At 34.9% G+C, this 25,480-nt stretch carries 24 protein-coding genes and 1 pseudogene; 7 read left to right on the plus strand and 18 right to left on the minus strand.

Annotated elements, in window-relative coordinates:
- Window positions 1-462: 462 nt before the first annotated feature.
- Window positions 463-741, plus strand: coding sequence for a hypothetical protein (locus tag AMD00_RS11115; protein ID WP_053417139.1), 279 nt, complete (start codon window positions 463-465; stop codon window positions 739-741).
- A 112-nt stretch (window positions 742-853) separates the two neighbouring features.
- Entirely contained in the window at window positions 854-1,132 is a 279-nt protein-coding gene (locus AMD00_RS11120) for a hypothetical protein (protein ID WP_053417140.1), read from the plus strand.
- Between the two features lie 152 nt (window positions 1,133-1,284).
- On the opposite strand, the gene AMD00_RS11125 is transcribed toward AMD00_RS11120, so the two are convergent.
- From AMD00_RS11125 to AMD00_RS11135, 3 genes are all read right to left on the minus strand, one after another.
- Window positions 1,285-1,779, minus strand: a complete 495-nt coding sequence (locus tag AMD00_RS11125; RefSeq protein WP_053417141.1) for a hypothetical protein — start codon at window positions 1,777-1,779, stop codon at window positions 1,285-1,287.
- Between the two features lie 60 nt (window positions 1,780-1,839).
- Window positions 1,840-2,562, minus strand: a complete 723-nt coding sequence (locus AMD00_RS11130) for an N-acetylmuramoyl-L-alanine amidase (RefSeq protein ID WP_053417142.1) — start codon at window positions 2,560-2,562, stop codon at window positions 1,840-1,842.
- A gap of 318 nt (window positions 2,563-2,880) precedes the next feature.
- Window positions 2,881-4,071: a hypothetical protein gene (locus AMD00_RS11135; RefSeq protein ID WP_053417143.1), complete on the minus strand. Its 1,191-nt coding sequence runs from the start codon at window positions 4,069-4,071 to the stop codon at window positions 2,881-2,883.
- A 300-nt stretch (window positions 4,072-4,371) separates the two neighbouring features.
- On the opposite strand from AMD00_RS11135, the gene AMD00_RS11140 reads away from it, so the two are divergent.
- Entirely contained in the window at window positions 4,372-5,340 is a 969-nt protein-coding gene (locus tag AMD00_RS11140; protein WP_053417144.1) for a carbohydrate kinase family protein, read from the plus strand.
- A gap of 45 nt (window positions 5,341-5,385) precedes the next feature.
- Here the strand turns inward: AMD00_RS11140 and AMD00_RS11145 are convergent, their stop codons facing one another.
- The 10 genes from AMD00_RS11145 to AMD00_RS11190 all read right to left on the minus strand — a co-directional run bounded on the left by AMD00_RS11145 (window position 5,386) and on the right by AMD00_RS11190 (window position 15,971).
- Entirely contained in the window at window positions 5,386-5,805 is a 420-nt protein-coding gene (locus tag AMD00_RS11145) for a PH domain-containing protein (RefSeq protein WP_053417145.1), read from the minus strand.
- 139 nt (window positions 5,806-5,944) lie between these two features.
- The gene (locus AMD00_RS11150) at window positions 5,945-6,520 is read right to left on the minus strand and encodes a GNAT family N-acetyltransferase (RefSeq protein ID WP_053417146.1); all 576 of its coding nucleotides are present in this window, start codon (window positions 6,518-6,520) and stop codon (window positions 5,945-5,947) included.
- Window positions 6,521-7,162: 642 nt separating this feature from the next.
- Entirely contained in the window at window positions 7,163-7,378 is a 216-nt protein-coding gene (locus AMD00_RS11155) for a hypothetical protein (RefSeq protein WP_053417147.1), read from the minus strand.
- Window positions 7,379-7,623: 245 nt separating this feature from the next.
- Window positions 7,624-8,748, minus strand: coding sequence for a conserved virulence factor C family protein (locus AMD00_RS11160; protein WP_053417148.1), 1,125 nt, complete (start codon window positions 8,746-8,748; stop codon window positions 7,624-7,626).
- 14 nt (window positions 8,749-8,762) lie between these two features.
- Window positions 8,763-10,646 (minus strand): ABC-F family ATP-binding cassette domain-containing protein, encoded by a 1,884-nt coding sequence (locus AMD00_RS11165; RefSeq protein WP_053417149.1) that lies wholly within the window; start codon window positions 10,644-10,646, stop codon window positions 8,763-8,765.
- A complete protein-coding gene (locus AMD00_RS11170; RefSeq protein WP_053417150.1) occupies window positions 10,643-11,272 on the minus strand; it encodes an HD domain-containing protein in 630 nt (209 codons plus the stop codon). The genes AMD00_RS11165 and AMD00_RS11170 overlap by 4 nt, the downstream gene beginning before the upstream one ends.
- 73 nt (window positions 11,273-11,345) lie before the next feature.
- A complete protein-coding gene (locus AMD00_RS11175) occupies window positions 11,346-12,476 on the minus strand; it encodes a bifunctional cystathionine gamma-lyase/homocysteine desulfhydrase (RefSeq protein ID WP_053417151.1) in 1,131 nt (376 codons plus the stop codon).
- Complete coding sequence (locus AMD00_RS11180; protein WP_053417152.1) at window positions 12,477-13,412, minus strand: PLP-dependent cysteine synthase family protein; 936 nt, start codon at window positions 13,410-13,412, stop codon at window positions 12,477-12,479.
- Window positions 13,413-13,444: 32 nt separating this feature from the next.
- Window positions 13,445-14,083, minus strand: coding sequence for a class I SAM-dependent methyltransferase (locus AMD00_RS11185; protein ID WP_053417153.1), 639 nt, complete (start codon window positions 14,081-14,083; stop codon window positions 13,445-13,447).
- A gap of 208 nt (window positions 14,084-14,291) precedes the next feature.
- The gene (locus tag AMD00_RS11190) at window positions 14,292-15,971 is read right to left on the minus strand and encodes a formate--tetrahydrofolate ligase (RefSeq protein WP_083446211.1); all 1,680 of its coding nucleotides are present in this window, start codon (window positions 15,969-15,971) and stop codon (window positions 14,292-14,294) included.
- 231 nt (window positions 15,972-16,202) lie between these two features.
- On the opposite strand from AMD00_RS11190, the gene AMD00_RS11195 reads away from it, so the two are divergent.
- Window positions 16,203-16,625, plus strand: a complete 423-nt coding sequence (locus tag AMD00_RS11195; protein WP_053417154.1) for a helix-turn-helix domain-containing protein — start codon at window positions 16,203-16,205, stop codon at window positions 16,623-16,625.
- Window positions 16,626-16,652: 27 nt separating this feature from the next.
- Here AMD00_RS11195 and AMD00_RS11200 read toward each other — a convergent pair whose 3' ends face one another.
- From AMD00_RS11200 to AMD00_RS11210, 3 genes are all read right to left on the minus strand, one after another.
- A complete protein-coding gene (locus AMD00_RS11200; protein WP_053417155.1) occupies window positions 16,653-17,159 on the minus strand; it encodes a helix-turn-helix domain-containing protein in 507 nt (168 codons plus the stop codon).
- Between the two features lie 197 nt (window positions 17,160-17,356).
- On the minus strand, window positions 17,357-18,019 hold the full coding sequence (locus AMD00_RS11205; RefSeq protein ID WP_053417156.1) for a hypothetical protein: 663 nt from the start codon (window positions 18,017-18,019) through the stop codon (window positions 17,357-17,359).
- Window positions 18,020-18,189: 170 nt separating this feature from the next.
- Window positions 18,190-20,046, minus strand: a complete 1,857-nt coding sequence (locus tag AMD00_RS11210) for a DNA ligase D (RefSeq protein WP_245639503.1) — start codon at window positions 20,044-20,046, stop codon at window positions 18,190-18,192.
- Between the two features lie 91 nt (window positions 20,047-20,137).
- Between AMD00_RS11210 and ku the strand changes: the two genes are divergently transcribed.
- Window positions 20,138-20,962: a non-homologous end joining protein Ku gene (gene ku, locus AMD00_RS11215; protein WP_053417157.1), complete on the plus strand. Its 825-nt coding sequence runs from the start codon at window positions 20,138-20,140 to the stop codon at window positions 20,960-20,962.
- A gap of 565 nt (window positions 20,963-21,527) precedes the next feature.
- Window positions 21,528-21,596: pseudogene (locus AMD00_RS23230) on the plus strand (YvrJ family protein); the annotation flags it as partial.
- A 384-nt stretch (window positions 21,597-21,980) separates the two neighbouring features.
- On the opposite strand, the gene melA reads toward AMD00_RS23230, so the two are convergent.
- Complete coding sequence (gene melA / locus AMD00_RS11225; RefSeq protein WP_053417159.1) at window positions 21,981-23,306, minus strand: alpha-glucosidase/alpha-galactosidase; 1,326 nt, start codon at window positions 23,304-23,306, stop codon at window positions 21,981-21,983.
- A gap of 179 nt (window positions 23,307-23,485) precedes the next feature.
- On the opposite strand from melA, the gene AMD00_RS11230 reads away from it, so the two are divergent.
- The gene (locus AMD00_RS11230) at window positions 23,486-24,391 is read left to right on the plus strand and encodes an AraC family transcriptional regulator (RefSeq protein ID WP_053417160.1); all 906 of its coding nucleotides are present in this window, start codon (window positions 23,486-23,488) and stop codon (window positions 24,389-24,391) included.
- Between the two features lie 456 nt (window positions 24,392-24,847).
- Here the strand turns inward: AMD00_RS11230 and AMD00_RS11235 are convergent, their stop codons facing one another.
- Window positions 24,848-25,477: a YesL family protein gene (locus AMD00_RS11235; RefSeq protein ID WP_053417161.1), complete on the minus strand. Its 630-nt coding sequence runs from the start codon at window positions 25,475-25,477 to the stop codon at window positions 24,848-24,850.
- Window positions 25,478-25,480: the final 3 nt, after the last annotated feature.

Here is a 25,480-nt window from a genome sequence, read left to right on the forward strand (position 1 = left end):
CTCAATGAAACTTTTACCAAAATAAAATGGAACACAATCAAATAAAATCATTTCACAAATGAAAGGTAGATCATTTGCTAAATACATTTGATACTAACTCCTATGTATATTAAATTCCGTATGAAGTTAAGCTACACTACTTTCTTTCACTTGCATTATTTACAGTACATTTTGTACAAGTTACACCTTCATAAGATTATCATACACTATAGAAGGACTTTAAATTCTAAAAGAGCATTCGTTATGCACTTACGATAATAAGTCTTTATTTTTTTGGAGACATTTTGATTTAAAAATTAACATTAAAAATTGAACTTGGTCAAAATTAAAATGTCCACTTTAATACAAAATCTTCATTACACTTTTTTTACATGTCACTCATACTTCAACTTCTGATAAATACATGAATATTTACTTAATTTAAGGTGAAAATATAATCAAACAGTTGAAAGTGGTGTGCGCATGAATTTCCCTATTATCCATACAAATTTTTGGGATGCAGTTATTGCCATTCCAATAATAATGATTATTACTCAACTAATTAAAATCATTTATCATACTCCTTCAAAATTTGTACCTACAATTGCGTTATTCTTTGGTTTATTAATTTCTATTTTCATTAGCCACCGACACGATTTACTTGCTGGTATATTTATGGGCTGGTTTTATGGATATGCAGCTGTAGGAAATTATGCAGCTTTAAAAAGCGCTTTTATTAGTTATAGAAATTCAGGTAAATAACCAAAATCCATATAAGAAGATCGTTACTTTATCATTAAATTGGCTTTTTAATTGAATTATCTCAACTGTAATTAATAGAAACTATGGTTTTAAAATGAAGGAGGGTAATACATTGAAGAATAATATAGATTTAGATGAAATAATAAATTCTGCAATACCCGGAACAAAAAATTCCGACAAAATCGAGATTCTTGCGGCGACTATTAGAGTAATTTCCGATGCTTTATTTGCGCTGGCTCTTGTAGAGGAGGTAAATGAAGTTCAGGAAGAGGAACAGAAAAATACAAAGAGCCAATCAAATAATAACCGCCAATTGAAAAATATGCAAAAACAATTAGATTTTGTAGTTGCTCAATTAGCTAGAATAGAGCGAAAGATTGATAGAAACTAAATATGCCCTTACACAAAATACATACTTCCCTAAAACTTTGAACAAAAAAACGCCAAGATTGACGTAAATCTTGGCCTGGTACTTTTACTATTTTCACTAATGTGATTTTTTGTCTTAATGTTCACTGAACAATCATTTAACCAGAGGAGAATTCACTGTTTTACAGTTCGCCAACTAATCATAGGAACGCCAAAATGCTTTTTAATATTTCTCTCCACATTCTTAAATGTTGCATCTAGTGGATCATTGTTTGTACCTTTGATGCAACGTGATGTGAACATATGGCAATTGTTTCTAATAAGATGGTAACCATTGTGCGTATTTCTTGCAGCTATCGCCCTTCTAGCAATTGCTGGGTCATACAAGACATTACCATTCATATCACAAGCTACATATAATTCTGTTCCAGAGCGTACAGATGAGCCATTTAAAAAATTATAATAATCTACTTCTATAATTTTTTCGTTACCATTCAACTCTATTACTCTTTTTCTACCAACATAAATACCTGTATGATCTGGAGTACCAATTATCCTATTTGGAAGTCCAAGTAATTTACAATACACTATACTACCTGCAATAGGTTCCACACGTTTGAGTAAGTGAGCACTTACGAACCTTCTCCATCTTGGATTATTGAATGCCATAAAACTTACCTCCCTCCGATTCAAAATGAGCCAAAATCAATTGACTTATTATTTGAGGATTTAAAGCTTTTTGACATATTTAGAGTTTGCTGTTACATATGTTCCACTAATTGTTTTATACATTGCAGAACCACCTACAAGTACTTTCTTTTCAATCGTTAACTTTACTCCTTTTTTTAATGTACCAGTTGGTTTTGACCATCTTGGGCCGTCATAGTAATTCAATACGTTTGCTAACACTTGGATTTGGAAAGTCTTGTTTGTTGTAGGCTTTGAAACCGTAATAATTTCTGTTTTTGAAACTAATTTAAGAAATGTTGCCCAAGTATAAGCTGCTTTACCACTTCTCATTTTAGATGGACAGTTTTTACCACTCCAATGATTGTGTTGTACAACATTACTAATGGAGATTTTTTCGTCTTTCATAATTTTAGCAACTAGAATGGCAGTATTTTCTACTGCTTTTTTGTAATTTCCATCTTCATTCACACAAATTTCAATGTGAATAGAGTTTGCATTACCATCGCCATTTCCATCCCCCGCAGCCCAACACTTTACGCTATGATTAAATGATTGTACCGCTTCCTTATCGTCTACTGTCCAGTGCCAAGATGCAGCACGGCTATTTCCCATTGCTTGTAAACGAGCATGTGCATTTGCATTAGCAGTTTTTCTTGTATTATCTGTTTCGTGAATAGTAATCCATTTGCGACCGTTTCCTGTCCCACTTGTTACTTTATTTGCGATTGATTGTGAAACTAAGTGTTTTCTTATTATGACCATTATCTTTCAGCTCCTTTGATATGGATTCTTGTCCCTAGTAAAAATTAATTTGCAGTGTCGTTACTACATATTAGATGCTGAACTTATCACTTTTGTGAAAAATATGAGTTTGAAGCCTACGTTAATTACTTGAAAAACAGTGGCCAAAATTCCCATACATGACACGGCATGCTTATTTTAGTCGTTCAGTTATTACGTAATTATGACAAGTAACGATTTATTCTTATCCCCCTTTACTCGTTACATAGAGTTTACAAACTTAAAGAAAGAATTTTTCCATAAAAAAGACCCAAATGCATTGAAGCATCTGGGTGTTCTTTACAAATTTAATAATTCCAAATTATATAAGGTAAGATCTTTCACATCTGATCTTAATATTTTATCCAAGTTAACTACCTTTTGCTCTTCTATCATTTCACCAGTTACAAGATCGTATTTTTCTAGAAAATAAACGTCCTTTTTCCGGTTATTTAAATAAAATAGTGATTGTCCTCTAAAATCGACTTGCTCAAATTTTGGATGGAACGTACCAGTTGGTCTGTTAAGTCGAAACTTTTTTTGTATAACATCATTTGAAGTATTGTATGAATATACTTCCCCTAACCCGTTAATATAATATAATTCCTGATTATGAAGATGCGTTGAATTATCAAAGTTAAAAGGTAAAGAGTTCGATACAATTTCTTCACTGCGATACTCAGCCAGGTTTTTTACATCTAAAGTGAATGTTCGCTTATTGATGGTTGCGAGCAAAATATCTTCTTTTGCATCGTCTTCAAAATAGGATAGGACAATATAATAGTTTTCCTTATCTTCTAAAATAGATGAGATTGGATCCAATTCTTCAGCATGTGGTAAAGGTACTGATGCTAATTGTTTTATATTGACCTTGTTTTTTAAAGCTATAGATTTCAAATCAAAGTTTCCTTTGACTAGATCTTGTGTTAAAACAATTATTTGATTTTTCATAGTACCTGCTGTTGCTACATAAAACGGTAGAGAAGCTGTTTTAAAGCCTGATGAACTGCCATATCGAACACCAGTATCATAATCTGCATTTTCACTAAAACCAGTGTTATATAAGCTAAAAAAGATTGCTTCTGAAGAAAGATATCCAGATAGCGTATTGCGAATTTCATCACGTTTCATCGGAAACTGCTGTGCGTTTTTACCTAATAGATAAACACTTTTTCTGTCACCCAAGTACAATTGCTCACCATTGTACTTACTCACTCCAAATTCCATTCCGGCCATTTCCATTGCTGAGGCAGATCCTTTTTTATCGATAAATATTGCCATACTTTTTCCAGTTCCTTTTTCTAGCTGTTCTGTCGGTGATGATGCATAAAGAATGGCTCTTTTATCCGTTAAGAATTTTGGTTCTTCCATTGTTTGTTGTTTGATAAATATGGACTTCTTTTGATATGTAGCCGATACATGAATAAATGTATATAGCCCTATACCAATCACCATTAAACATGTGATGGCTATGATCAATTGCTTTTTCATCGGGACCTCCTGTTTTGCTATGTAAGAATCGTATAATTGCAACAAAATAATAACTGTAGTTTACTTAGATTATCATACTAAAATTTCTCAAGTTTTACTATTAACAGTGAATTTAAGGGTGTTTTATATATCTTTACTACTGTGAAATAATAATTTATTCAAACCAGTTCAGCAATAGTAATTGGAATAAAAACACATACATTTGCTATTCTTTACCTATTAGAAATCACCTTAAACATTGTTTTTCATTTCCATGTAAAATAAAGTGAATATATGGAATATTGAAAGTGAGGAACCTATATGAAAACGCTTTATACAATTGGAGAAGTATTAATAGATTTCATCCCTCAACAACAAGGAATGCTTTTAAAAGACGTAGCTTCATTTGAAAAAATGGCGGGTGGAGCCCCTGCAAATGTAGCGGCAACTGTAGCAAAACTTGGGGGAAACGCTTCACTAATTAGCCAAGTAGGAGCAGACGCTTTCGGTCGATTCTTAATCGAAGCTTTGCAGCAATTAAAGGTAAACACAAATTTAATAAAAATAACAAAGGAGGCAAACACAGCCCTTGCATTTATATCTTTAACTAACGATGGAGAAAGAGATTTTTCTTTTTATAGAAATCCTTCTGCCGATTTGCTATATAAGGAAGATTACATAAAATCAGAATGGTTCACACCTGGTGATTTATTGCATTTTTGTTCGGTTGATTTGGTTGAAAGCCCCATGAAAGAAGCCCATAAAAAAGCTATTTCATTTGCACGTGAACATGGTACTTTGATTAGCTTTGATCCAAATGTTCGACTCCCTCTATGGGAATCAAAAGCAAATTGTAGAGAAACTATATTAAAATTTTTTCCTTCTACTGATATAGTGAAAATTTCAGATGAAGAATTAGCTTTCATTACTGGTATCGATGAAGTAGAGACTGCAATTGCATCTTTGTTTATAGGTCATGTAAAGGTTGTGATCTATACAAAAGGGGCTAGTGGCGCGACTCTTTTCACAAAGGATGCATCCTTCAGCGTTCCAGGTTGCGATGTTAACGTACAAGATACTACTGGGGCTGGTGACGCATTTATTGGTGCAATCTTATATAAGCTGTTAATAAGTAATGTTGAGTTGAATGAATTAGTTAATTATTGTATACAATCCGCTGACGACTTACTGTCCTTTGCCAATCAATGTGGGGCTTTAACTACAACTAAAAAAGGAGCATTTGCTGCACTCCCAACATTAGAGGACATTCAAAAACGCATAAAAAAATAAGAATCGTGTAAAAAGAGGCGATTTCAGTGATTCATAAAATCACTTTTACATCACCTCTCTTAACCTTTTATCTAACTCAATTTGTGGATTAATATTTTTTAAGTGCTTTACAAATGCACTCTTATTCTTGGGAGAAACTATTGCCATGCCATAGTCGGTTCCATAACTAATTTCAATGCGATCAAATGACAGTGCGGAAGAAGCTAATGGATTTTTAGTGCTGGAAACTTTTTCGATATTCTTTTTAGGAATTCTCTTTTTTAGAGGTCCACTTTGGATTATCAGTAGTTCGTTAGAAATTCTATATCCCGTAGTAAACCAACTCCATCCTAGAAATAACGCTAGTGGAATAGTAAAAAATAGAGCTTCGTAATCTCTTTGAATTGCTAAGGGTAGAAAACAAGATAATATAACAGCCCAATTAACAACAGCTACCAAAACATCTTTTTTAGATGGATAATACATTCTACTCACCACCCTTCTTTAATTATTCTACGGGTGATATGAACTATTAGTTTCAAATAATTACAATTCACCAATTAATACTCTAATTCTATGTCTTTTTTCAATTAAAAAACGACTCCTACATATAGGAATCGTTTTTTTAATCATTAACAACTTTATCATAATAACACTTTTGGTACCATGCTAGGAAATCGTCTCTTTTAATGACATTTAAGACACATGGTGTTTTTTCTTGACGCTCCATTTTTATTAGTTCTTCAGGAAATTCTTCTTCAACTGACAATGTCATATAAGGGAGTTTGGCTTGGGCCTTTTGAGAGCGAATGTTTTCTACTCTAGCACCGGCAAATACATACTCTAAATTAAATTGAGTAAACGCTATAAATAGTATCTGTTCTTTCGCTTGCTCATTATATCCAAGTCCCCAAAAAGGATCCGCAATCCAAGTACCAATATGGCATAACTTCTTTTCATGCTCTATATCTTTTAGTGTCGTAACACCTACAATTTCAGAAGTATCATTTATTATTACACGCGATAATTGTTGATTCTCTCTTTCCGCAAGTTGCATGCCACGTATAAAATTGAGTACTCCATTAACAGAAGTTTGACAATCATCCATACCCAGTGCATTTTTTACTAATTCCGAACTAATTAATGATGATATTTTTTCAGCGTACATGACATCATGTGGTACAAGTCTAATTCTGTCCATAGACGATCTCCTTTCTAATATGCCATCTGTTATTTATAATATATAAGATTTTTTAAACCTTTACATTTACCATCTTTTTGGGTTTGCTGAATTATTTTTTCTAATTAATGCTAATTATTTTTATTAGTACAATTATAAACAAATGTTCACAAATATTTCAATATTTTTTCGATATTTATATTGATATTCTTATTCAATTCATTCGCCAATCAATTAATAGACATTCTTAACATTTTTAAAATCTGCTTGTAGGATGTTAAATAATTCTTTTTCTTTGATTCATTTAGATTTCGACAATTAATTTTCATTCTTAACGTATAGAACTTTTGTGATACGAGAAAAATAAATGAACAATCATATGCAGTATTCAAAAGGAGTTTTCTTGATGAAGGATTTCAATACAGCTGTATTCTTTATTGTTCTAAGTATTTCCCTTTTTATATTTTCTATCGTAGCACCTATTCAGAGTTCTGTTGTTAGAGTTATCTTATTTCTGTTATGTATACAATTTATCTATCGTAGCTTGCGCATATTCTCAACTACTGAACGCAAAAAACGCAATGTATTAAACTAAATATCATTAATACTAAAAAGGACTTCCAGTTTCAGAAGTCCTTTTACATTTACATATGAATTTTCTTATTAAATTTCTTCAAATGAAATATTATGTATACCTTGTAAATGACTGTTTTCTGTTGCATATCGTTGGAGCTCCATTCTAATAGAAGGCGCTATCCATACATCGCAGTCACAAAGGGATGATGGTATATTTTGGATATGTAGTTCTCCACCGTTAAGTTTGAAATTTTGCACAACTAAAGCTGGTTTTTTTTCACAATCGCATTTCCCACAAATCATACAATCTCTCCTGTCATCATTTAACTACTCGAAAACCTTTCTGTTTCTTTTTACACAATCATCTCATTATACTATAGAGAGACAAAAGTCACACTATATTTTTATAATAAAATAAAAAGGAACTAATTTTAAAAAATAATTGTTGTTAAAGACTACTTCCATTGTATTTTTCAATTATCTAAAAATAACAGTTAAAAAAAGACAGCGCAGGATTTAAAACCCAGCTGTCTTCTTTATTTATATTTTTATCCTTTTTTTGTAGCACGGGCTTCTGTCATCTGTTTCCATACTGAGCCCTTTGCTTCCTCACCTTGTGAAATGCGAGCAATAGCCATTTTCACTTGTAGTTTAACTTCAAATTCATTGTCATCACTTGCTTCTTCAAGAGCTTTTAGAGATGCTTCTGTACCCGTTTCATACAAGTACATAGCAGCACGCCAACGGACAAGCTTGTTGCGGTCTTTAAGAGATTCCATCATTGCAGATTCAAACTCTACAAAACCTAGATCACTAATGCAATCCCCTGCAGTTCGACGTACTGAAGAGCTCTTATCGTTTAAAGCTTGTACTAACAAAGGTACAACTGCCACATCTTCGATCATACCTAAATAAATAGTTGCTAGACGACGAATAGACATCTTTTCATCTTGTAACGCTTTTTCAAGTAAAGGTAAATCTTCAATTTCTGGATCTGCCATTTGATCTAACAGTTGGAATCGAAGTTCCCAATCATCTACTAAAAATTCTTCTAAGGAAACTTTTCGTTTACGCGTTTCAACAACGTCTTTTTTCTCTTTACTTGCCAAGATCAATTCATCAATACGTTGTTGAGGGAATGAAGCTTCAAGTTCTGCTACAACGCTATCTCCTATCTCCTGTTTATCACCGTAACGTACACCATAGTCTACCCATTTACGTTCGTAAATGTAGTTCTCATCTGTACTCATCGCTTCATTAAAAGCATTGATAAATAGTGCTGCTAGTCCAAAACGTTTTTCCGCAATACTATCAAACACTTTGACTTGTAAAGGGATACCTTTAAACATTTGAACATGTACGTACACTTCTCCAAAATGCTCATCCAATTGTTGTTCACTTTTCTTTGCTTGTTCATCTTCACCAAATGCAATGCGAACAGCTGCTAATATATTTTCCCAGTCATACTTTGCAATACGTTCTACTGCTAGGAAATCTGCTACGTGATAGACGCCTTTGACGCCTTCGATTGCTAGTATGTCCTGTACTTCTTTAGGCGAATCCATTTTATTGGCTTCGTTATAGTTATGTGCTTTCCCAAATGGCAATTCATGATCTAGAACGATTTTCATTGTATTTGGACTTGGTGTTGGTTCTATAGTTAAAATTTTCATTTATAATCCCCCTCTTATTGGTTCACAATGTCCTGTAAGTATTCCCATCGTTCAATAAGGTGCTCATACTTTGCATTTAGTTCTTCCAATTCAGCTGTTAATTGTTGAAGTTTTGTGAAATCCGAACCTGCTGCAGATACACCTTCTTCTGCATCCATAATCGCTTCTTCTAATTTTGCAATATCAGCTTCTATTGTTTCCCATTCTTTTTGCTCTTTAAATGAAAGCTTTTTCTTTTGCGTTTTCACTTTTTGTTCTTTTGGTTTATCAACTTTTTCTTCTTTCACAGGTGCCGGTGTAGCTCCAAGTGCTGCTAAATATTCACTGTAGATGTCGAGACTTTCGTCAACTCCACCTTGTCCATCTAATATCCATAGCTTTTTCGCAATACGATCTAAGAAGAAACGGTCATGGGAGATAGTTACTACAACACCTGGGAATTGTTCAATAAAGTCTTCTAAAACAGAAAGCGTTTCTATATCTAAATCATTTGTAGGTTCATCTAGTAAAAGTACATTAGGTTGTTCCATTAACAATTTCAATAGATAAAGACGTTTACGTTCTCCACCAGAGAGCTTCCCAATTGGCGTTCCATGTGTATGCAATGGGAATAAAAAGCGTTCTAACATCGAGGCAGCCGAATGATGTTCTCCTTCTGAATCTTGAATATCATTAGCTGACTCACGAATGTACTCAATCATACGTTGATTGTCATTCATTTGTGGTAGTTGTTGTGTAAAATGAGCAATACGGACTGTTGAACCCACTTCGATCCGACCTTGATCAGGTGTAATTTCACCAGCAAGCATTTTCAATAGTGTACTTTTCCCTGCTCCATTAGCACCGATAATACCGATACGATCTCCTTGCTGTAAAAGGAATGAAAAATCTTTAATGATATGACGTTCACCAAAAGATTTTGTGACACTCTCTGCCTCCAATACTTTTTTACCTAGTCTTGATGTTGCTAAACCAAGCTCAAGACCACCATCATCTGAATTACGGTCAATATTATCAGATAGTTCTTCAAAGCGCTGGATACGGGCTTTTTGCTTAGTTGAACGGGCTTGTGCTCCGCGACGAATCCATTTCAACTCTGATCGATAACGGTTGCGCATTTTCGCTTGAGTAGCAACAGCCATTTCTTCGCGAATTGCTTTGGATTCTAAATAGTCACCATAATTACCTTTATGTTTATACAATGTTTGATCTGCGAGTTCATAGATATGCGTCGAAATTTCATCTAGGAAATAACGGTCATGGGTGATGAAAATGACTGCACCTTTTAAACGTAGTACCATCTCTTGTAGCCATTCAGTTGATTGCACATCCAAATGGTTAGTTGGCTCATCTAATAAATATAAATCTGCAGGTTCAATTAGTACTTTCGCTAAAGCTACACGCTTTTGTTGACCACCAGATAGATTGGTTACTTGTTCATCAAACATTTCAATGCCAAGCTTTGTCAGAGCTGTTTTCGCTAATGCATTAACATCCCATGCTTGCTGTGTATCCATTTCTTGCTGTAAACGGAATAATTGAGTTTGTAATTGTGATGATTCTGGATTTTTGCCGAGCAAAGAGAGTGTATCTTCATAATCACGGTTTAATTTTAAAATCGGTGAATCTCCTGAGAATACAGCTTGTAATACTGTTTCATCTTGAGCAAACTCAGGATTTTGAGGTAAATGCGCGATGCGGTATTTGTTTGGGTGATCTTTGTCAATTTGGTCTGCATCAAGATCTCCAGCCAGTATAGACATAAGGGTCGATTTACCGGTGCCATTGATGCCAATTAAACCTGCACGTTCACCGCTATAAATAGTAAAGTCAATATTTTTGAATAGAGTTTTATCTCCGACCGTTTTTGTTAAGTTAGATATAATTAAATGGCTCATAATTCCCCGTCTCTTTCATTTTTAAGCTGTTTTAAAAAGCATACCATAAATTCATGCCGTTCTTTAGCCATCTGCTTACCTTTTTCTGTTGTCATTAAATCTTTAAGTAACAATAGCTTTTCATAAAAGTGTGTAACAGAAGCTGTTTGTTTATTGCGATAGTCTTCAACCGACATATTATGGCGTGCTTCTTCTTGGTCATCATAGAGCTTGCGACCTTTCGCTCCTCCGAATGCAAATGTTCGTGCAATACCAACCGCTCCGATAGCATCTAAGCGATCTGCATCACGTACGATTTGCGCTTCAATGGATGTGGCTTCTAATTGGTTGCCTCCATTGTAAGACACAGAAGCAATGATTTCTCGAATTGTTTGTTGTCTTTTTTCTGAAATATTAAGCTGTTGTAATATTCTTAGTTCATTTTCTTTTGAATCTGTATATTTCGAATCACTTACATCGTGTAATAAAACTGCAAGTTCTACTAATTCAATATCTGCTGAAGGTTCCGTTTTTAATATTGCTTTTGCATTTTGCATAACTCGTTCAATATGTTGCCAATCATGACTTGCATCAAACTGATTATAAATATCTTTTACCATTTGCTCACATTGTTCTACTATCTTCATTTTTGTTCCTCCTATATAAAACAGCTACCTTCTATTATAAAGGTAGCCTATCACTTTGTTTCTATTTATTTTATTATAATGCTTGTTCTAAGTCTTCTAGTAAATCTTCTACATCTTCAATACCTACTGAAATGCGAACAAGTCCATCTACTATCCCCAGTTCCGCACGACGTTTTGCAGGAATAGAAGCATGTGTCATACGCGCTGGGATGGATATCAAGCTTTCTACTGCACCAAGACTTTCTGCTAATGTAAAATAACGTAACTTCGAGAGCATTTCTTCTGCTTTTTCTGCACTTCCTACATCAAAAGAAATCATACCACCAAAGCCAGTTGCTTGTTTCTTTTGTAATTCATGACCTGGATGATTTATTAATCCTGGGTAATATACTTTGCCTACCTTACTGTGTTGTTCCAAAAACTCTGCTACCCTTAGTGTATTTGAATTTACTTCTTCTACTCTAATTGGCAAAGTTTTTATTCCACGCATTAGTAACCAGGAATCCTGAGGCCCTAATATTGCGCCTACAGAGTTTTGAACAAAGTGTAATTGTTCTGCTAGTTCTGCATTACTTACAACGACAAGACCTGCTATTACATCACTATGCCCACCAATATATTTAGTTGCACTATGCAGAACAATATCTGCTCCAAGTGTGATTGGCTGTTGCAAATAAGGGGTTAAAAAAGTGTTATCGACAATTGTTAGTAGTTGGTACTGTTTTGCTAAAGTACTTATCAGCTTTATATCTGTTATTTTCAACAATGGGTTTGTTGGAGTTTCAATATAGATAGCTTTTGTATTAGGTTGTATTGCATCTTCTACAGCTTGAATATTAGCTGTATCAACAAAAGTTGCCTCAATACCGAAACGATTTAAAACTTTTGTAAAAACTCTAAAAGTTCCTCCGTAGACATCATCAGTTACAATAATATGATCTCCTTGTTTTAAAAGCATAACTACTGAGCTTACAGCAGCCATTCCTGAACTAAAAGCAAATCCAGCATGTCCATTTTCAAGTTCACTAATTAAAACTTCTAATGCATGGCGTGTTGGATTTCCTGTTCGAGAGTATTCATACCCACGAAATTTACCAACAGCATCTTGTTTATAGGTGCTTACTTGATAAATAGGAGTTGATACTGCACCAGTTGTTTCATCGCCAACAATACCAGCATGTATAAATTTTGTTTTTGCTCTCATTTATACTGACCCCTCTTCAAATAATTCGTATATAGATTGACTTAAATAGCGTTCACTCGAATCAGCAAATACAGTAACAATATTACTTCCTGGTTTTGCCGCTTGTGCTTCAAGTAGAGAGGCGTGGAAAGCGGCCCCAGCTGAACTCCCTACAAGCAAGCCTTCTTTCTTAGCTAACTCTTTTAAAGCTTGGAAAGCATCCTTATCTTGTATAGTATGGATGGCATCAAAATACGATTCTTCCATATAATTCGGTAAAAACTCCATTCCAATACCTTCCGTAACATGGGATGCTGCCTTTCCTCCATTTAATATGGAGCCAACTGGTTCCACAATAACTGTTTTCAAAGTGGCTTTTTGTCTTTTTAAGTAACGAGCTGTTCCCATGAAAGTACCACCAGAACCTGCCCCTGCTACAAACACATCAAGGTTCCCATCTAAATCTTTCCAAATCTCAGGACCAAGTGTATATTCATATGTTGCAGGATTTGCAGGATTGGAGAACTGTGATGGTGAAAAAGAATCCGATATGTCTTCAAGCAGTTCATTAACCTTTTTTATAGCGCCTTGCATTCCTAATGCTGTTGGAGTATTGATTATTTCTGCACCTAAAGCTTTCATTAATGTTTGTTTTTCTTGACTGAATTTTTCAGGAACAACGAATATCACACGATAATTTTTTCCTATTGCAGCAAGTGCTAAACCGATTCCCGTATTGCCAGCAGTCGCCTCAATTATCGTACTGCCGGGGCGTATTACACCCCGATTCTCCGCGTCCTCCAATAATGAAATGCCAAGTCGATCTTTGACACTTCCACCAGGATTTAAATACTCTAATTTAGCAAATATACGACAATTATTAGGAATCTTAATATGGGTAATTTCCATTAAAGGTGTTTTGCCTATTAATTGTTGAACATTGTTATACAAAGCCATATTTAATCCACCTTTTAAACACTTTTTATAAATCATTTTTTGCTTGCTTCCATATACCAAACATAATCGTTTAATTGTTCAAACTTAACGTCAAAACTTGCTTGTTGAAACATTATTTGTAGTTTTGGAATTGTTGTATAATACTCCCGTTCTAAATCATCAGCGACTTCATGGAAACCACGAGCCCTCTCCTTAGTTATCATTGCTTGCATATGCTCTTCAGTTGCAAATGCTGTATCTGCAAAAATTATTTTCCCTCCAGGTTGTAATAACTTAGAATAGGTTATTAAAGCTTCTAGTTTTTCATCATCCGTTAAATGATGGAACACGTAGGTGCTAACGATTGAATCTATATGTTTAATTTCTATCTCGAAATTTTGTAAATCACCGTTGATAAGCTGTACATTTGGACATCTTTCCCTCGTAATTTCAAGCATAGTCTCATGTGGTTCAATGCCAATGACTGTTCTTCCAGCAGCCTCCAACTTAAGCGTCAAATTTCCTGTGCCAGTTCCAAATTCAATCACTGTACCTGTTGAAGCGTTTGCAACTTTATCTAATATACTTTCATAGCCTTCGAATACATCACGATATTCTTTATGCTGACCAGTTACTGATGCTTCGTATGACTTCGCCCATTCATCGAAAAGATAAATAAATTCCCGCCCCATTCTTACAGCCCCTATCTTTATTAATCTTATTTAAATACTTGGTATTAGGTTTTAGTTTGCCTTTAAAATTAGTCATAACACTTTTCTCCACTATATGACTCACTATTCTTATTGGTGAAAACTTTTTTAATTGGAATAAAAATAAAAAAGAGTTGTCTAAAGTTGATTTTAAATCAAAAGTTAGACAACTCTTCATTCACTTCAAATCTTAAAATAGTCCAACAGCATTACCGTCAGCATCGACATCCATCTTCAATGCTGCTGGAGCTTTTGGTAAACCAGGCATAGTCATAATATCTCCTGTTAAACAAACGAGGAACTTAGCACCTAGTTTAGGAATAACTTCTCTTACTGTTACTGTAAAGTTTTCTGGACGACCTAATAAGTTTGGTTGGTCAGATAAAGAATACTGTGTTTTTGCCATACAAATCGGTAGAGCGTCCCAACCGAATTTTTCGATTTGTACTATTTGTTTTAGTGCTTTATCTGTAAAGTGAACATCCATTCCTCCATATACCTTTTGAACAATTGTACGAACTTTTTCTTCAATTGGCTCTGAGATATCGTAAAGTGGCGTGAAGTTATTTTCTTCGTTAATAACAGATAGTACTTGTTTAGCTAATTCAATACCACCTTTACCGCCTTCTTCCCAGACATTCGTACGTGCTATTTTCACATTATTTTCTCTACACCAATTTAAAATAACAGAAAGCTCTTCTTCTGTATCTGTAATAAAGCGATTTAATGCGATGATAGGTTCAACACCGAAGTTACGAATTGTATCCACATGCTTAGCTAAATTTTCAATTCCTTTAGTAATAGCTTCTACATTTTCTGCTTTCAATTCGGTTTTCAGTGCTCCTCCGTGCATTTTCAATGCGCGAGCTGTGGCAACAATTACAACCGTACTAGGTTTGAGTCCACCTTGCATTGCTTTAATATTCATAAATTTCTCAGCACCTAAATCTGCGCCAAATCCCGCTTCCGTCACAACTATATCCGCTAACTTACGAGCTGTATTTGTTGCCGCTATCGAATTACATCCGTGTGCAATATTAGCAAATGGACCACCGTGAATAATAGCTGGGGTTCCTTCTATTGTTTGAACCAAATTAGGCTTAAACGCATCTCTTAACAATAGTGTTAGTGCGCCTTCTACACCTAAATCTCGAACAAACACTGGTTCCCGTTGATACGTGTAGCCAATGACAATATCAGAAATACGTTTTTTCAAATCTTGTAAATCTTTTGCTAAACAGAAAATAGCCATAATTTCTGAAGCTACAGTAATATCGAAGCCGTCTTCTCGTGGTGTTCCTTGCACAGGTCCACCTAAACCAATTACTATATTACGAAGTGCTCGATCATTCATATCTAAGCATCTTTTCCAAATAATACGACGAGGGTCTATTTGCAATACGTTACCTTGCTGGATATGATTATCTATTAATGCAGCAAGTGCATTATTTGCAGTAGTAATTGCGTGGAGATCCCCAGTAAAATGCAGATTTATGTCATCCATCGGCAATACTTGAGCGTAGCCACCACCAGTTGCTCCGCCCTTCATACCCATTATCGGGCCAAGCGAAGGTTCTCGTAATGCAACAATGACTTTTTCATTTAGTTGGTTAAGTGCATCAGCAAGTCCAACGGTCACAGTTGATTTACCTTCGCCTGCAGGTGTAGGGCTGATCGCTGTTACAAGAACGACTTTTGCTGAAGATGTGTTTGTGTTTAGTTTTAATGGGTTAATTTTAGCTTTATAGTTTCCGTAAAGTTCCAGTGCTTCTTGTGGAATACCTGCTTTTTCTGCAATCTCCGTAATAGGACGCATTGTAGCATTTTGTGCAATTTCTAAATCTGATAAAGGTTGAGCGGTTTTAGACACAGCAGATCCCTCTTTCGTTCATTTTCTAGTGTTAAAGGTAATGAGATGAAATCTTTATAATTTTCTATCTAAGACTATTATAAAGTACTTTCCCCAACAAAACATTTGCTTATTCGACAATCAATTGACAACTTTAATTTTATTCGTAATATATATATAATTTTTAATGTTTCATCACACAGGTACGGAAAAGAGGTATACCTTACCATCTGCATCCTTAGGAGGATTATTGTGAAGAAAATAAGAATTGAAAATGTATTAGAGTTTTCCCATTCTTTAATGAATGAAGTAGTAATGAATACAGCTAGAGAATTAAATGATGCTTATTTTATAATAAAAGTAGATGACCTATTAAAAGAGAGAAACTTAACTCAAAAAGATTTAGCTAATATGACAGGTATGAGAATTGGAACTATATCGGAGATAATAAACGGTAAGGGTATTAGTATAAATAAAGTACAAATAATGGCTATAATGGTTGCGCTTAGAGTGACTAACCTTTCAGATATAAAAGAGATAAGATTACCTGAGGCATTGACCTCTACATGCTTAGAAGAATCTCAGGATTGGACAGATTCAAAGACTATGCCTGAGTCAGTTAAAGAAATGTATAAAGAGAATGTATTGAGAGCTAATTTGGGAAATCAATATTAAAAAAGGCTGTCTAAAAAGTCGGTGAAATCAGACTTTTGAGGGCAGTCTTTTTTGTGAAGTCAGTTTTTTATCATTAAAAAGGAGGAGCTTATTGCTCCCCTGTTCTTTCTCATATTTTTTTAACTTTCTATAGAATGTAGCCTTGCTGATGCCTACCTTTTTAAGAATTTCAGGTACTACCATTTTTTGATTGATGTATAAGTCAATTGCTGTGTCTATTGTTTCCTTAGGAATGTCTCTACTGAGTCCTGCCTTGTTCACATAACTGTATATAGTAGGTTTTGAACATCCAACAGTATCCATGATTTCCTCAATTGTCATTCCTTCTTGATACAGCTTAACAATGTCCTCTTTTTGCTCTGCTGTAAGTCTCTTGCTTACTTGTTCATTCTTTTCTTTTGCTCCAATTCTCACAAGGATTCTATGGATGGTAGCTACATGTAATCCCATGACCTCTGCAATCTCTTTAGGAGTCATTTTTGCATCCCATAATTCCCTGATTGCTTTCATTTTATTTGTTTCTGTAGGTTTCAAATTTATTCCTCCTGAGCTTTCCTTGTATCTCTAGTCATTGAGCTACCTCTTTAATCTAGTAGCCCAGCTAACACCTATGATTTCAGTAATCTCTTTTAATGTACGTTTTCCTTCACTATACAACTCCAAAGCATAATATTTACTGGACTCCCTTAGTGACAGCCAGAATCAGACAGAGCCTAAGCACTCCTACTAAATTATTTAGTTACACTTATCCAAGTAGTACCTGATACTTGATAATAGGTACTTTCTGAGACGAGCTCTAGAGAGTATCTGTAGTAATCAAAGTTATCAACTAATACTCTAGGAGCATCATGGAAGATTCCTCTCTCATCAACTACCTGAATTGCTAAGTCTGTCTTAGAGCGACATCCAGTGTATATGTGAACATAATTTCTTATGAATGTTATTACATCATCTATCTCGCCAATGAACCCCTCATTGTAAAGTGTATTAGCAATTGATTTTTCAATTTCTGTCATTCTTATAACTTCCAAAATAACGACCTCCAATGATATTGGTAGAAAGTAATCCTTATCACGCTTAATACATACCCCTCTAACAAAATCAGTATTATGTATATACAAAGAGAAAACTGTTTTCTTAGCCTTTCCTTTTACATCTTTCTCAATCAGGCTATTAATAACCTCAATCAACATATCGCAATATACACCTTTTACAGTATCAAGAACTTCGATTGAATCACCTGAGACTCTAGTAATCTCAATATCATATGTATCTAAGCTGTTTAGCTTTATTAATACTCTGACACCTCTTTTATATAGTAAAGTTTTGATTCTAAACTGTAACCCACTATCTATTACAAGGTATTCTCTTGCTCCCCATGCAGGTAGTGCCATTCTATCCTGAGCAATAATCTGTTTAAGGATGATATTTGCGACTTCTAAGCTGTACTCTAATGATGTTTAAATTCGTTGTATTCTGACAACTTCAGATATGCATTAAAAAAGAGAGCTGTAATTAAACAAGCTCTCTAAAGTTATCTGCATCTAACGATGGCTTTATGATGTTATTTTTCTAAGAGTCCTTTTAATTGATTAAGTACAACTGCAAACTTTTGATCATTTTCACTTTGACGAAAACTAGAAAAAGGATTTCCCACTTTATTAATACGAGCTAAAACAGAAGAGATAGTAAACATACTCGGATTCAACGTCTCGTTAACTTCCTCCCAGAATAGCGGCGTTGCAATGAACCCTTTTTCATTTCCCCTCGGTGAATATGGTGCAATTATTGTCTTTCCCTCACGATGTTGTACATAGTCCAGGTACAATTTATTATTTCTATTTTTCTTTAAGCGCTCAGTCGTAAACCATTGTGGATTCTGTTCAATTAAAAAGTCACAAACAAACTTAGTGAATATACCAGTCTCTTCATATGAAAATTTATCTAAAGGCAATGGAATATATATTTGCATCCCCTTTCCTCCAGAGGTCTTTACAAAAGAAATTAATTCGAATTGATCAAAGATAGCTTTCATATGCAATGCGGCTTTGACTGCTAAATGAAATTCATTTACAGATGGTGGATCTAAATCAAATACAATTTCAGTTGGTTTTTCTGTTTGAATAGGTTGAAATGGTATGTGGAACTCTAAAGCTAGTTGGTTTCCCAACCATAAAAGTGTTTCGACGTTATTGCAGATAATAAAGTTTGTATCTCCTATTTGTTTGGTGGTAACAAAATCAGGTACATTATCTGGACTACTTTTCTGGTAAAAGCTTTCTCCTGGTACCCCGTGTGGATAGCGAATAATCGTTAAATTTCGGTTACGTAAAAACGGTAACATATAAGAAGAAATATTTTGTAGATACACCAAGTAATCATCTTTTAATATATTGCTCGCAGGCCATATAGGCTTATCCGGATGTGTAACCTGAACTGATTCAGGAATTGGATGAAGTTGAAGGTACATTTGTTGCCAAGTACATTCATCAGGATTCATCTCCAGCTTAAAAGAATTGAATCTTGGTTCTCTTAATTTTTCTCCCAAAAAATCAATACACGCTATTTCCACGCAGATAGAAGGTTCCAGTTCCCAAATACTTTCTGAAATTTTTATCCCTTTTGATTGAAACAAAGTTATTAAAGTAGTTGATTCTTCTTCTTTAAAACCGTGTTTAAAAGTAACTACTTCGACAAGATGATTATCTTGATAAATAGCACCATGAAAAAAACCATTACTTTTATTGTATTTCGTAAGAATAGTAGTAATGTATCTCCAATTTTTAATTTTTAACCAGTTAGTTGTTCGCTTATCACTAATCCATTTACTGGTCTTTCGTTTTGCTATAATCCCCTCTCCGTTACTTACTAATATTTTCTTCCACAATTCAATACTATTATTAAACACGTCAATTGCCTGTAACCGATTAATTATGTCTTCATTATTTATTGAAGTTGGAAGACCGAGTGTTTCGAATAACTTTTGTAAAACCTCTTTGCGCTTTATTAAATATGAGTTTGTCTGACTCTTACCTTTATATTTCAAACAATCAAACACGATAAAATGACAGGAGAACTTTTCTAAATGTTTCTTGATAGTATTTTGACTACGCATTCGACCTCTTGTTTGTACTACATTAAAATTACTTTGAAAGGTATTTGTTAAATAAACTAATTCACCATCTAAAGTTAGTGGTAGAAACGAATTTATTTGTCCTTTAATTTCAAGGCAATATTCAATGATCTCAGGAAAATTTTGATTAAGTATATTGCCGTTTCTACTAATTAAAATTGGTTCTTCATCCCAAATGAGCATACACCTGAAACCGTCATATTTCGTTTCATATAACCAATCATCTCCGACTGGAATTTCTGTTGCTTCAGTTAAGAGCATTGGTTTCAATTTCTCTCCTACTTTCATCTGGTTTACATTTAGTTTTTGATTATTTCTCCTATTGATACATAAAAAAAGACGATTGATTGCATAGTAAGAAGAAAACGAGGTGAAAGTAATGCATACAGTTTGGAAAGGTAGCATTAGTTTTGGATTGGTTAATATACCAGTTAAGCTCCATACTGCAACTGAAAATAAAGATATTAAGCTCAGACAATTACACAAAGAATGTAATACACCGATTAGCTATAAAAAGGTATGCGAAGGTTGTAATAAAGAAGTTAAAGAAGAGGATATTGTAAAAGCATATGAATATGCGAAGAATAAGTTTGTAGTCTTAGATGATGAGGAACTTGAAAACTTAAGAAAAGAAAATGAAGATAAGGCAGTAGAAATAATCGATTTTGTGAAGATAGAAGAAATTGATCCCATCTATTTTGACCGTTCTTATTTTTTATCTCCAGACACAACTGGCAGTAAAGCGTATTCCCTATTAAGAAAAACATTAGAGGAGTCAGGAAAAATAGGCGTTGCAAAAATCATTATAAGGTCTAAGGAACAATTGGCAATAGTTCGGGTATATAAAGATTCGTTAGTCATGGAAACAATTCATTTTCCCGATGAGGTAAGAGATGTTGCTGATGTACCTAATATTCCGAGTGAACAAATAGTAGTTCAGAAAGAGCTTGATACAGCTCTAATGTTAGTTGACCAACTAACAACAGAATTTGAACCCACAAAATATACCGACGAGTATCGCACTGCTTTAATGGAATTAATTGAAGAGAAAAAAGCTTCTAATACTGTAACAGCAAGCGATAAACAGCCAGTTCCAAATAACGTTACTGATTTAATGACAGCACTTCAAGCTTCGTTAGATAAGACTAAGACTACAAAGAAAAAACCAACTACGAGAAAGAGAGCTACTAAAAAAACTTCATAATAAAAAGCCCTATCCAATGGAGGATGGGGCTAATTTTGTTTCATTAATTAGAAGAAAAATTACAATACCAATCATTAGCTAATTAAAATTTATATTTCTTTCTAATTTTTGATATTGATCTAATAGAGTTATTATAAATCAGTTCTTCCATTAATCCAACATTAGAACCATTCTTCTTTTCTAATGTGATAAGACACCTTCTCCATATAGAAATCCCATACCACTGATAGTTTATTTTCTCTTTTAATATTTTTCTAAATAGCTCTGAATGGTGAACTATTGAAAGCTTCGATTATAATCCTCTATGTTAATAAAATGTTAGCATTTCAATTTCACCTTACATACAAACCCTTATATATCAACGGTTTCAGCGACTTATTACATCATTCCGCCCGTAAGGTGAAAGTGTGTAATATCTTTAACATCAGTTTACGAAAACGCATAAAATTAACGTTTTCCTGGTGCATAGTTCGTTTTTCCGAAAGAAATACGCCGGTAATTCACGTACAATTCCCTATCCCAAATAATGTAGAAAGGAGCGAATACTCTTGGATCAAATCATTTCATTCATCAGCCAAGTTTCCCAAAAGTTGTGACCCTCTATCTGCTCTATCGGATTGAATCCAAGCTGGATTAAGTAGTCCAATCGATTCAGGAACTGCCCAACCGCATGAAGGCGTGAAAATAGAAACTGACATTTCGCCGATTAGAGGACCGCCCAGCGCGGGGTCAGCCATCTGACTAATTGAAAGCTCTGCCATCAACCATCTTAAAAAAATTCATAATATGATTCGCAAACCTTGCCCATGAGTGGGATAAGTAAGGCATTAGTAAAAAGGTTTTATGACAATCGGGACATCTTCTCCGCATAATCGAAAAGCAACTTCAGTAATGGATGGCAGGTATAACCAGCTATATCAAGGCATATTTGCCAATTTCACTGTGCGAAAGTTGAGTAATTAAACATAAATGAATGAAAAAAAGAGCTAAAACCGGCGACGGGTTTTAGCTCTTTTTGTTATGCGAACGAAATAGTTTTGCAATCTTCGAATTTTGGAATCCAGTCACCGTGTGCTTCAATTAAATCATCGCACATCGCAACGATGTCATCTATTGATAATTCAGCGGCCGTATGAGGGTCAAGCATTGCTGCCTGATAGATGTGTTCTCTCTTTCCGCTGACGGCTGCTTCAATTGTTAAAAGCTGTGTATTAATATTTGTACGGTTAAGGGCCGCCAATTGTTCTGGAAGATCTCCTACATAGCAAGGAGTGATTCCGCTGCGGTCAGCAACACATGAAACTTCAACAACCGCTTTTTCCGGCAAATTACTAATTAAACGTCCCGTATTTAAAATGTTGCCGCCAAATTTGAATGGAACATTTGTCTCAATCGCTTCAATAATATGGGAACCATATTCACGAGTACGAGTATGGGTAAGCTGAGCATCGTTAACAATCTCGTTACGCATTTTTTCCCAGCGTTCAATTTGCTCTACACAACGACGCGGGTACTCATCAAGAGGGATATTGAATTTCTCGATTAGGTACGGATAATTGCGTTTAATGAAGTACGGATGGTACTCGGCATTATGCTCAGATGACTCCGTTACGTAAAATCCGAATTTATCCATTAACTCAAAGCGGACCATATCATTATGTTTTGATTGTTGTTTTTCTTTTGCACGACGTTTAATTTCCGGATATAAATCTTTGCCGTCACGCTTGATTTCAAGGAGCCAGGCCATATGGTTAATACCAGCGATTTTTTCTTCGACACCCTCATGATCCATTCCTAAAGATTTTAAAAGGTGCTCGCTGCAAACTTGTACGCTATGACATAATCCGACTGTTTTGACATTTGTATAGCGCAGCATTGCTCCTGTTAATGTTGCCATCGGATTTGTGTAGTTTAAAAACAGGGCATCCGGACAAACTTCTTCGATATCCTTAGCGAAATCCCACAAAACTGGAATGGTACGAAGCGAACGAAAAATCCCGCCAATCCCGATTGTATCGGCAATTGTTTGGCGAAGGCCGTATTTTTTTGGAATTTCAAAATCTATTACTGTACTTGGTTTATAGCCGCCGACTTGAATTGCATTTATAACGTATTTTGCACCTCTTAAAGCTTCTTTGCGATCTGCATAGGCTTTCACTACAACATTTGACTGTACACTTTGTTTTAAATTGTTTAACATATTTTCGGAATCTTTTAAACGTTGCTCATCAATATCAAATAATGCGAACTCGAACCCAGCTAATGCCGGAACAAACATGCAGTCACCCAGAACATTTTTTGCAAAAATAGTACTTCCTGCTCCAATAAACGTAATTTTCGACATACACTTACCTCCTGAAAAGTGAAACAGAGACCGTCAATTTTTTAAACGAGGATAAAAAATTGCTTTTTCAAAAAGATGATTGTCTTGTATTCAACTTTAATTTATTTGTTGTTATAATAATGATAAAACGTTTACATGCTAACTACAATGGTAAGTTATTGTGATAGGAGGGTATAATATTGTCTTTTACTCACGAGAGAAAAAATTTGAAGGATTATGGAACGTACGGTTTTCGTTTTCAAGAACCATTCCCCAACAATGTGGTAAACATTTCAGTGCTCGGCGTGGAAACGAAAATGCTCGGTGAAGTCTATGATTGGCACGGATTAAAGCGGAGAGATGTCGGCACCTATGTGTTTCAATATACTCTGTCAGGATTGGGAAGGCTTGATATAGGGGGTAACAGTTATTCATTGGAGGCGGGGGACGCATTTATTGTCGAGGTCCCAAGCGATCATCGTTATTTTCTTCCAAAGGATAGCAAAGGATGGGAGTTTGTATTTATTACGTTAGTAGGAAAAGAAGCCGCCGATTGCTGGCGGTTTATGAAAGAACAGAGTGGCCCTGTCTTAAAAATCCCTCCAGACTCCAAGCTGATTCAGCTCTTGCTGAAAATCTATCAAGACACATATGACCAAAAGATTACAGACGCATATTATGCCTCTGCAAAAGCTTATGAATTTATTATGGAGTGTTACCGTTTTACAAGGAACATCGAAAAAGCATCGAAAGGTTTCTCTCCTCAGATTACAAAAGCCCTATCCTTTATTCAAACACATTATCATGAACCGCTTACACTCGACGAAATAGCTGCCGTATCTGGTTTCTCAAGATATTATTTTATTAAGCAGTTTCAGCATCAACTGAATATGACGCCTGTTCAATACCTTACTAAAATCAGGCTTCAAAAAGCAGCGGAACTTCTTCGTTCAACGAGCCTCACTGTTACAGACATTGCTGATCAGGTAGGTTATGCAAATGCCAACTATTTCAACAAAGTGTTCCGTAAAGCAATCGGTGTGTCCGCCGGGACATTTCGTTCCAGCAAAGACTTTGTCGAGATTAATCATTTGATCATTGATTAGGCTCATGGAAATACAACAGAAGTAGGTCAATAAAAAAGTTAAATTTAGATGGATTTTCTTCAACAAACAGGCGCTTTTCTAGAGTTTCGCATCTATGTGTTCATCGCAAAGACCAGCTACTATCATAACAAGATAGTAGCTGGTCTTTTGTCACCTATCAAAAAAATGAAAACTACAACACTTATGGCCAATTCCAAATCTTTTCGTTTGAAGGACTCACACCTCGAAAAATTATTATTTTTATTTAAGATTGTTTATTGCTGCTCTTTCGATTGCAAGTCTGAAGCACCTTACCCATCTTGGCGGTAATCTGCTTGATTTCCTGCGGATTTGAGTACATTCAACCTTTACAAGATAGTCACCGGAAACACGGATACTACCGCCATTGATAATTGAACATGCAGCTAAAAAGGATCTTCGATTGAAGATCCTTTTTTCAATGCCGATCATGCTTCATTACGTTAACGATCCCAAATGTTGCGTTTTTTTTGAAAACACCCGATAGCTGATTGAGATTATTAAAACACTTAGCGGACCAACACTAAGGACAGGAAGTAGCCCTGGTATGGATGTAACAACGAAATAAATAATTCCTGTCCCAACAATCATTAATATCGAGTGCATAGGATAAGACACGGCATATAGGAATGAATACTTAATATATTGGAAAACCTTGATCTCATAATGAACCAATAATGGAAAAAGATAAAAACAAGCAGCAAAATAAATCAATAAAACACCCATTAGAATAAAAGAAATAACATAGGAAATGATATTTTCCATTTGTTGAAATAATCGAATATCAATATACAATAAAAAACCGATGAGAAGCATAAAAAATGTCACTAGATTCGCTTTAATAAATCCCTTCCGATAAGTATCCCAAAAAACAGAAAAAATCGGAGTATCTTCTTTGCCCATTACCCATTTTCTTGAAATTGCAAACATAGCTGCGGAAGCTGGAGCAGCACCAAAAACAACGAAACCGAGCAAGGTAAAAAAAATCCAAAGTATATTTATATAAGCTAATCGCATGATCCATTCACAATAGCGATAAATCCCTCCTATTAGACCTTCCACTCCCATTTC

The organism is Viridibacillus arvi, assembly GCF_001274945.1.
Taxonomy (GTDB): domain Bacteria; phylum Bacillota; class Bacilli; order Bacillales_A; family Planococcaceae; genus Viridibacillus; species Viridibacillus arvi.

Bases quoted from the DNA above. Each gene is read 5' to 3' on its own strand.
- AMD00_RS11160 (WP_053417148.1), bottom strand. From the start codon at position 8,748: ATGAAAATTTTAACTATAGAACCAACACCAAGTCCAAATACAATGAAA.
- AMD00_RS11170 (WP_053417150.1), bottom strand. From the start codon at position 11,272: ATGAAGATAGTAGAACAATGTGAGCAAATGGTAAAAGATATTTATAAT.
- AMD00_RS11130 (WP_053417142.1), bottom strand. From the start codon at position 2,562: ATGGTCATAATAAGAAAACACTTAGTTTCACAATCAATCGCAAATAAA.
- AMD00_RS11185 (WP_053417153.1), bottom strand. From the start codon at position 14,083: ATGGGGCGGGAATTTATTTATCTTTTCGATGAATGGGCGAAGTCATAC.
- melA (WP_053417159.1), bottom strand. From the start codon at position 23,306: ATGTCGAAAATTACGTTTATTGGAGCAGGAAGTACTATTTTTGCAAAA.
- ku (WP_053417157.1), top strand. From the start codon at position 20,138: ATGCATACAGTTTGGAAAGGTAGCATTAGTTTTGGATTGGTTAATATA.
- AMD00_RS11180 (WP_053417152.1), bottom strand. From the start codon at position 13,412: ATGGCTTTGTATAACAATGTTCAACAATTAATAGGCAAAACACCTTTA.
- AMD00_RS11125 (WP_053417141.1), bottom strand. From the start codon at position 1,779: ATGGCATTCAATAATCCAAGATGGAGAAGGTTCGTAAGTGCTCACTTA.
- AMD00_RS11165 (WP_053417149.1), bottom strand. From the start codon at position 10,646: ATGAGCCATTTAATTATATCTAACTTAACAAAAACGGTCGGAGATAAA.
- AMD00_RS11150 (WP_053417146.1), bottom strand. From the start codon at position 6,520: ATGGACAGAATTAGACTTGTACCACATGATGTCATGTACGCTGAAAAA.
- AMD00_RS11210 (WP_245639503.1), bottom strand. From the start codon at position 20,046: ATGAAAGTAGGAGAGAAATTGAAACCAATGCTCTTAACTGAAGCAACA.
- AMD00_RS11140 (WP_053417144.1), top strand. From the start codon at position 4,372: ATGAAAACGCTTTATACAATTGGAGAAGTATTAATAGATTTCATCCCT.
- AMD00_RS11205 (WP_053417156.1), bottom strand. From the start codon at position 18,019: ATGGCACTACCTGCATGGGGAGCAAGAGAATACCTTGTAATAGATAGT.
- AMD00_RS11235 (WP_053417161.1), bottom strand. From the start codon at position 25,477: ATGGGAGTGGAAGGTCTAATAGGAGGGATTTATCGCTATTGTGAATGG.
- AMD00_RS11155 (WP_053417147.1), bottom strand. From the start codon at position 7,378: ATGATTTGTGGGAAATGCGATTGTGAAAAAAAACCAGCTTTAGTTGTG.
- AMD00_RS11175 (WP_053417151.1), bottom strand. From the start codon at position 12,476: ATGAGAGCAAAAACAAAATTTATACATGCTGGTATTGTTGGCGATGAA.
- AMD00_RS11145 (WP_053417145.1), bottom strand. From the start codon at position 5,805: ATGTATTATCCATCTAAAAAAGATGTTTTGGTAGCTGTTGTTAATTGG.
- AMD00_RS11115 (WP_053417139.1), top strand. From the start codon at position 463: ATGAATTTCCCTATTATCCATACAAATTTTTGGGATGCAGTTATTGCC.
- AMD00_RS11135 (WP_053417143.1), bottom strand. From the start codon at position 4,071: ATGAAAAAGCAATTGATCATAGCCATCACATGTTTAATGGTGATTGGT.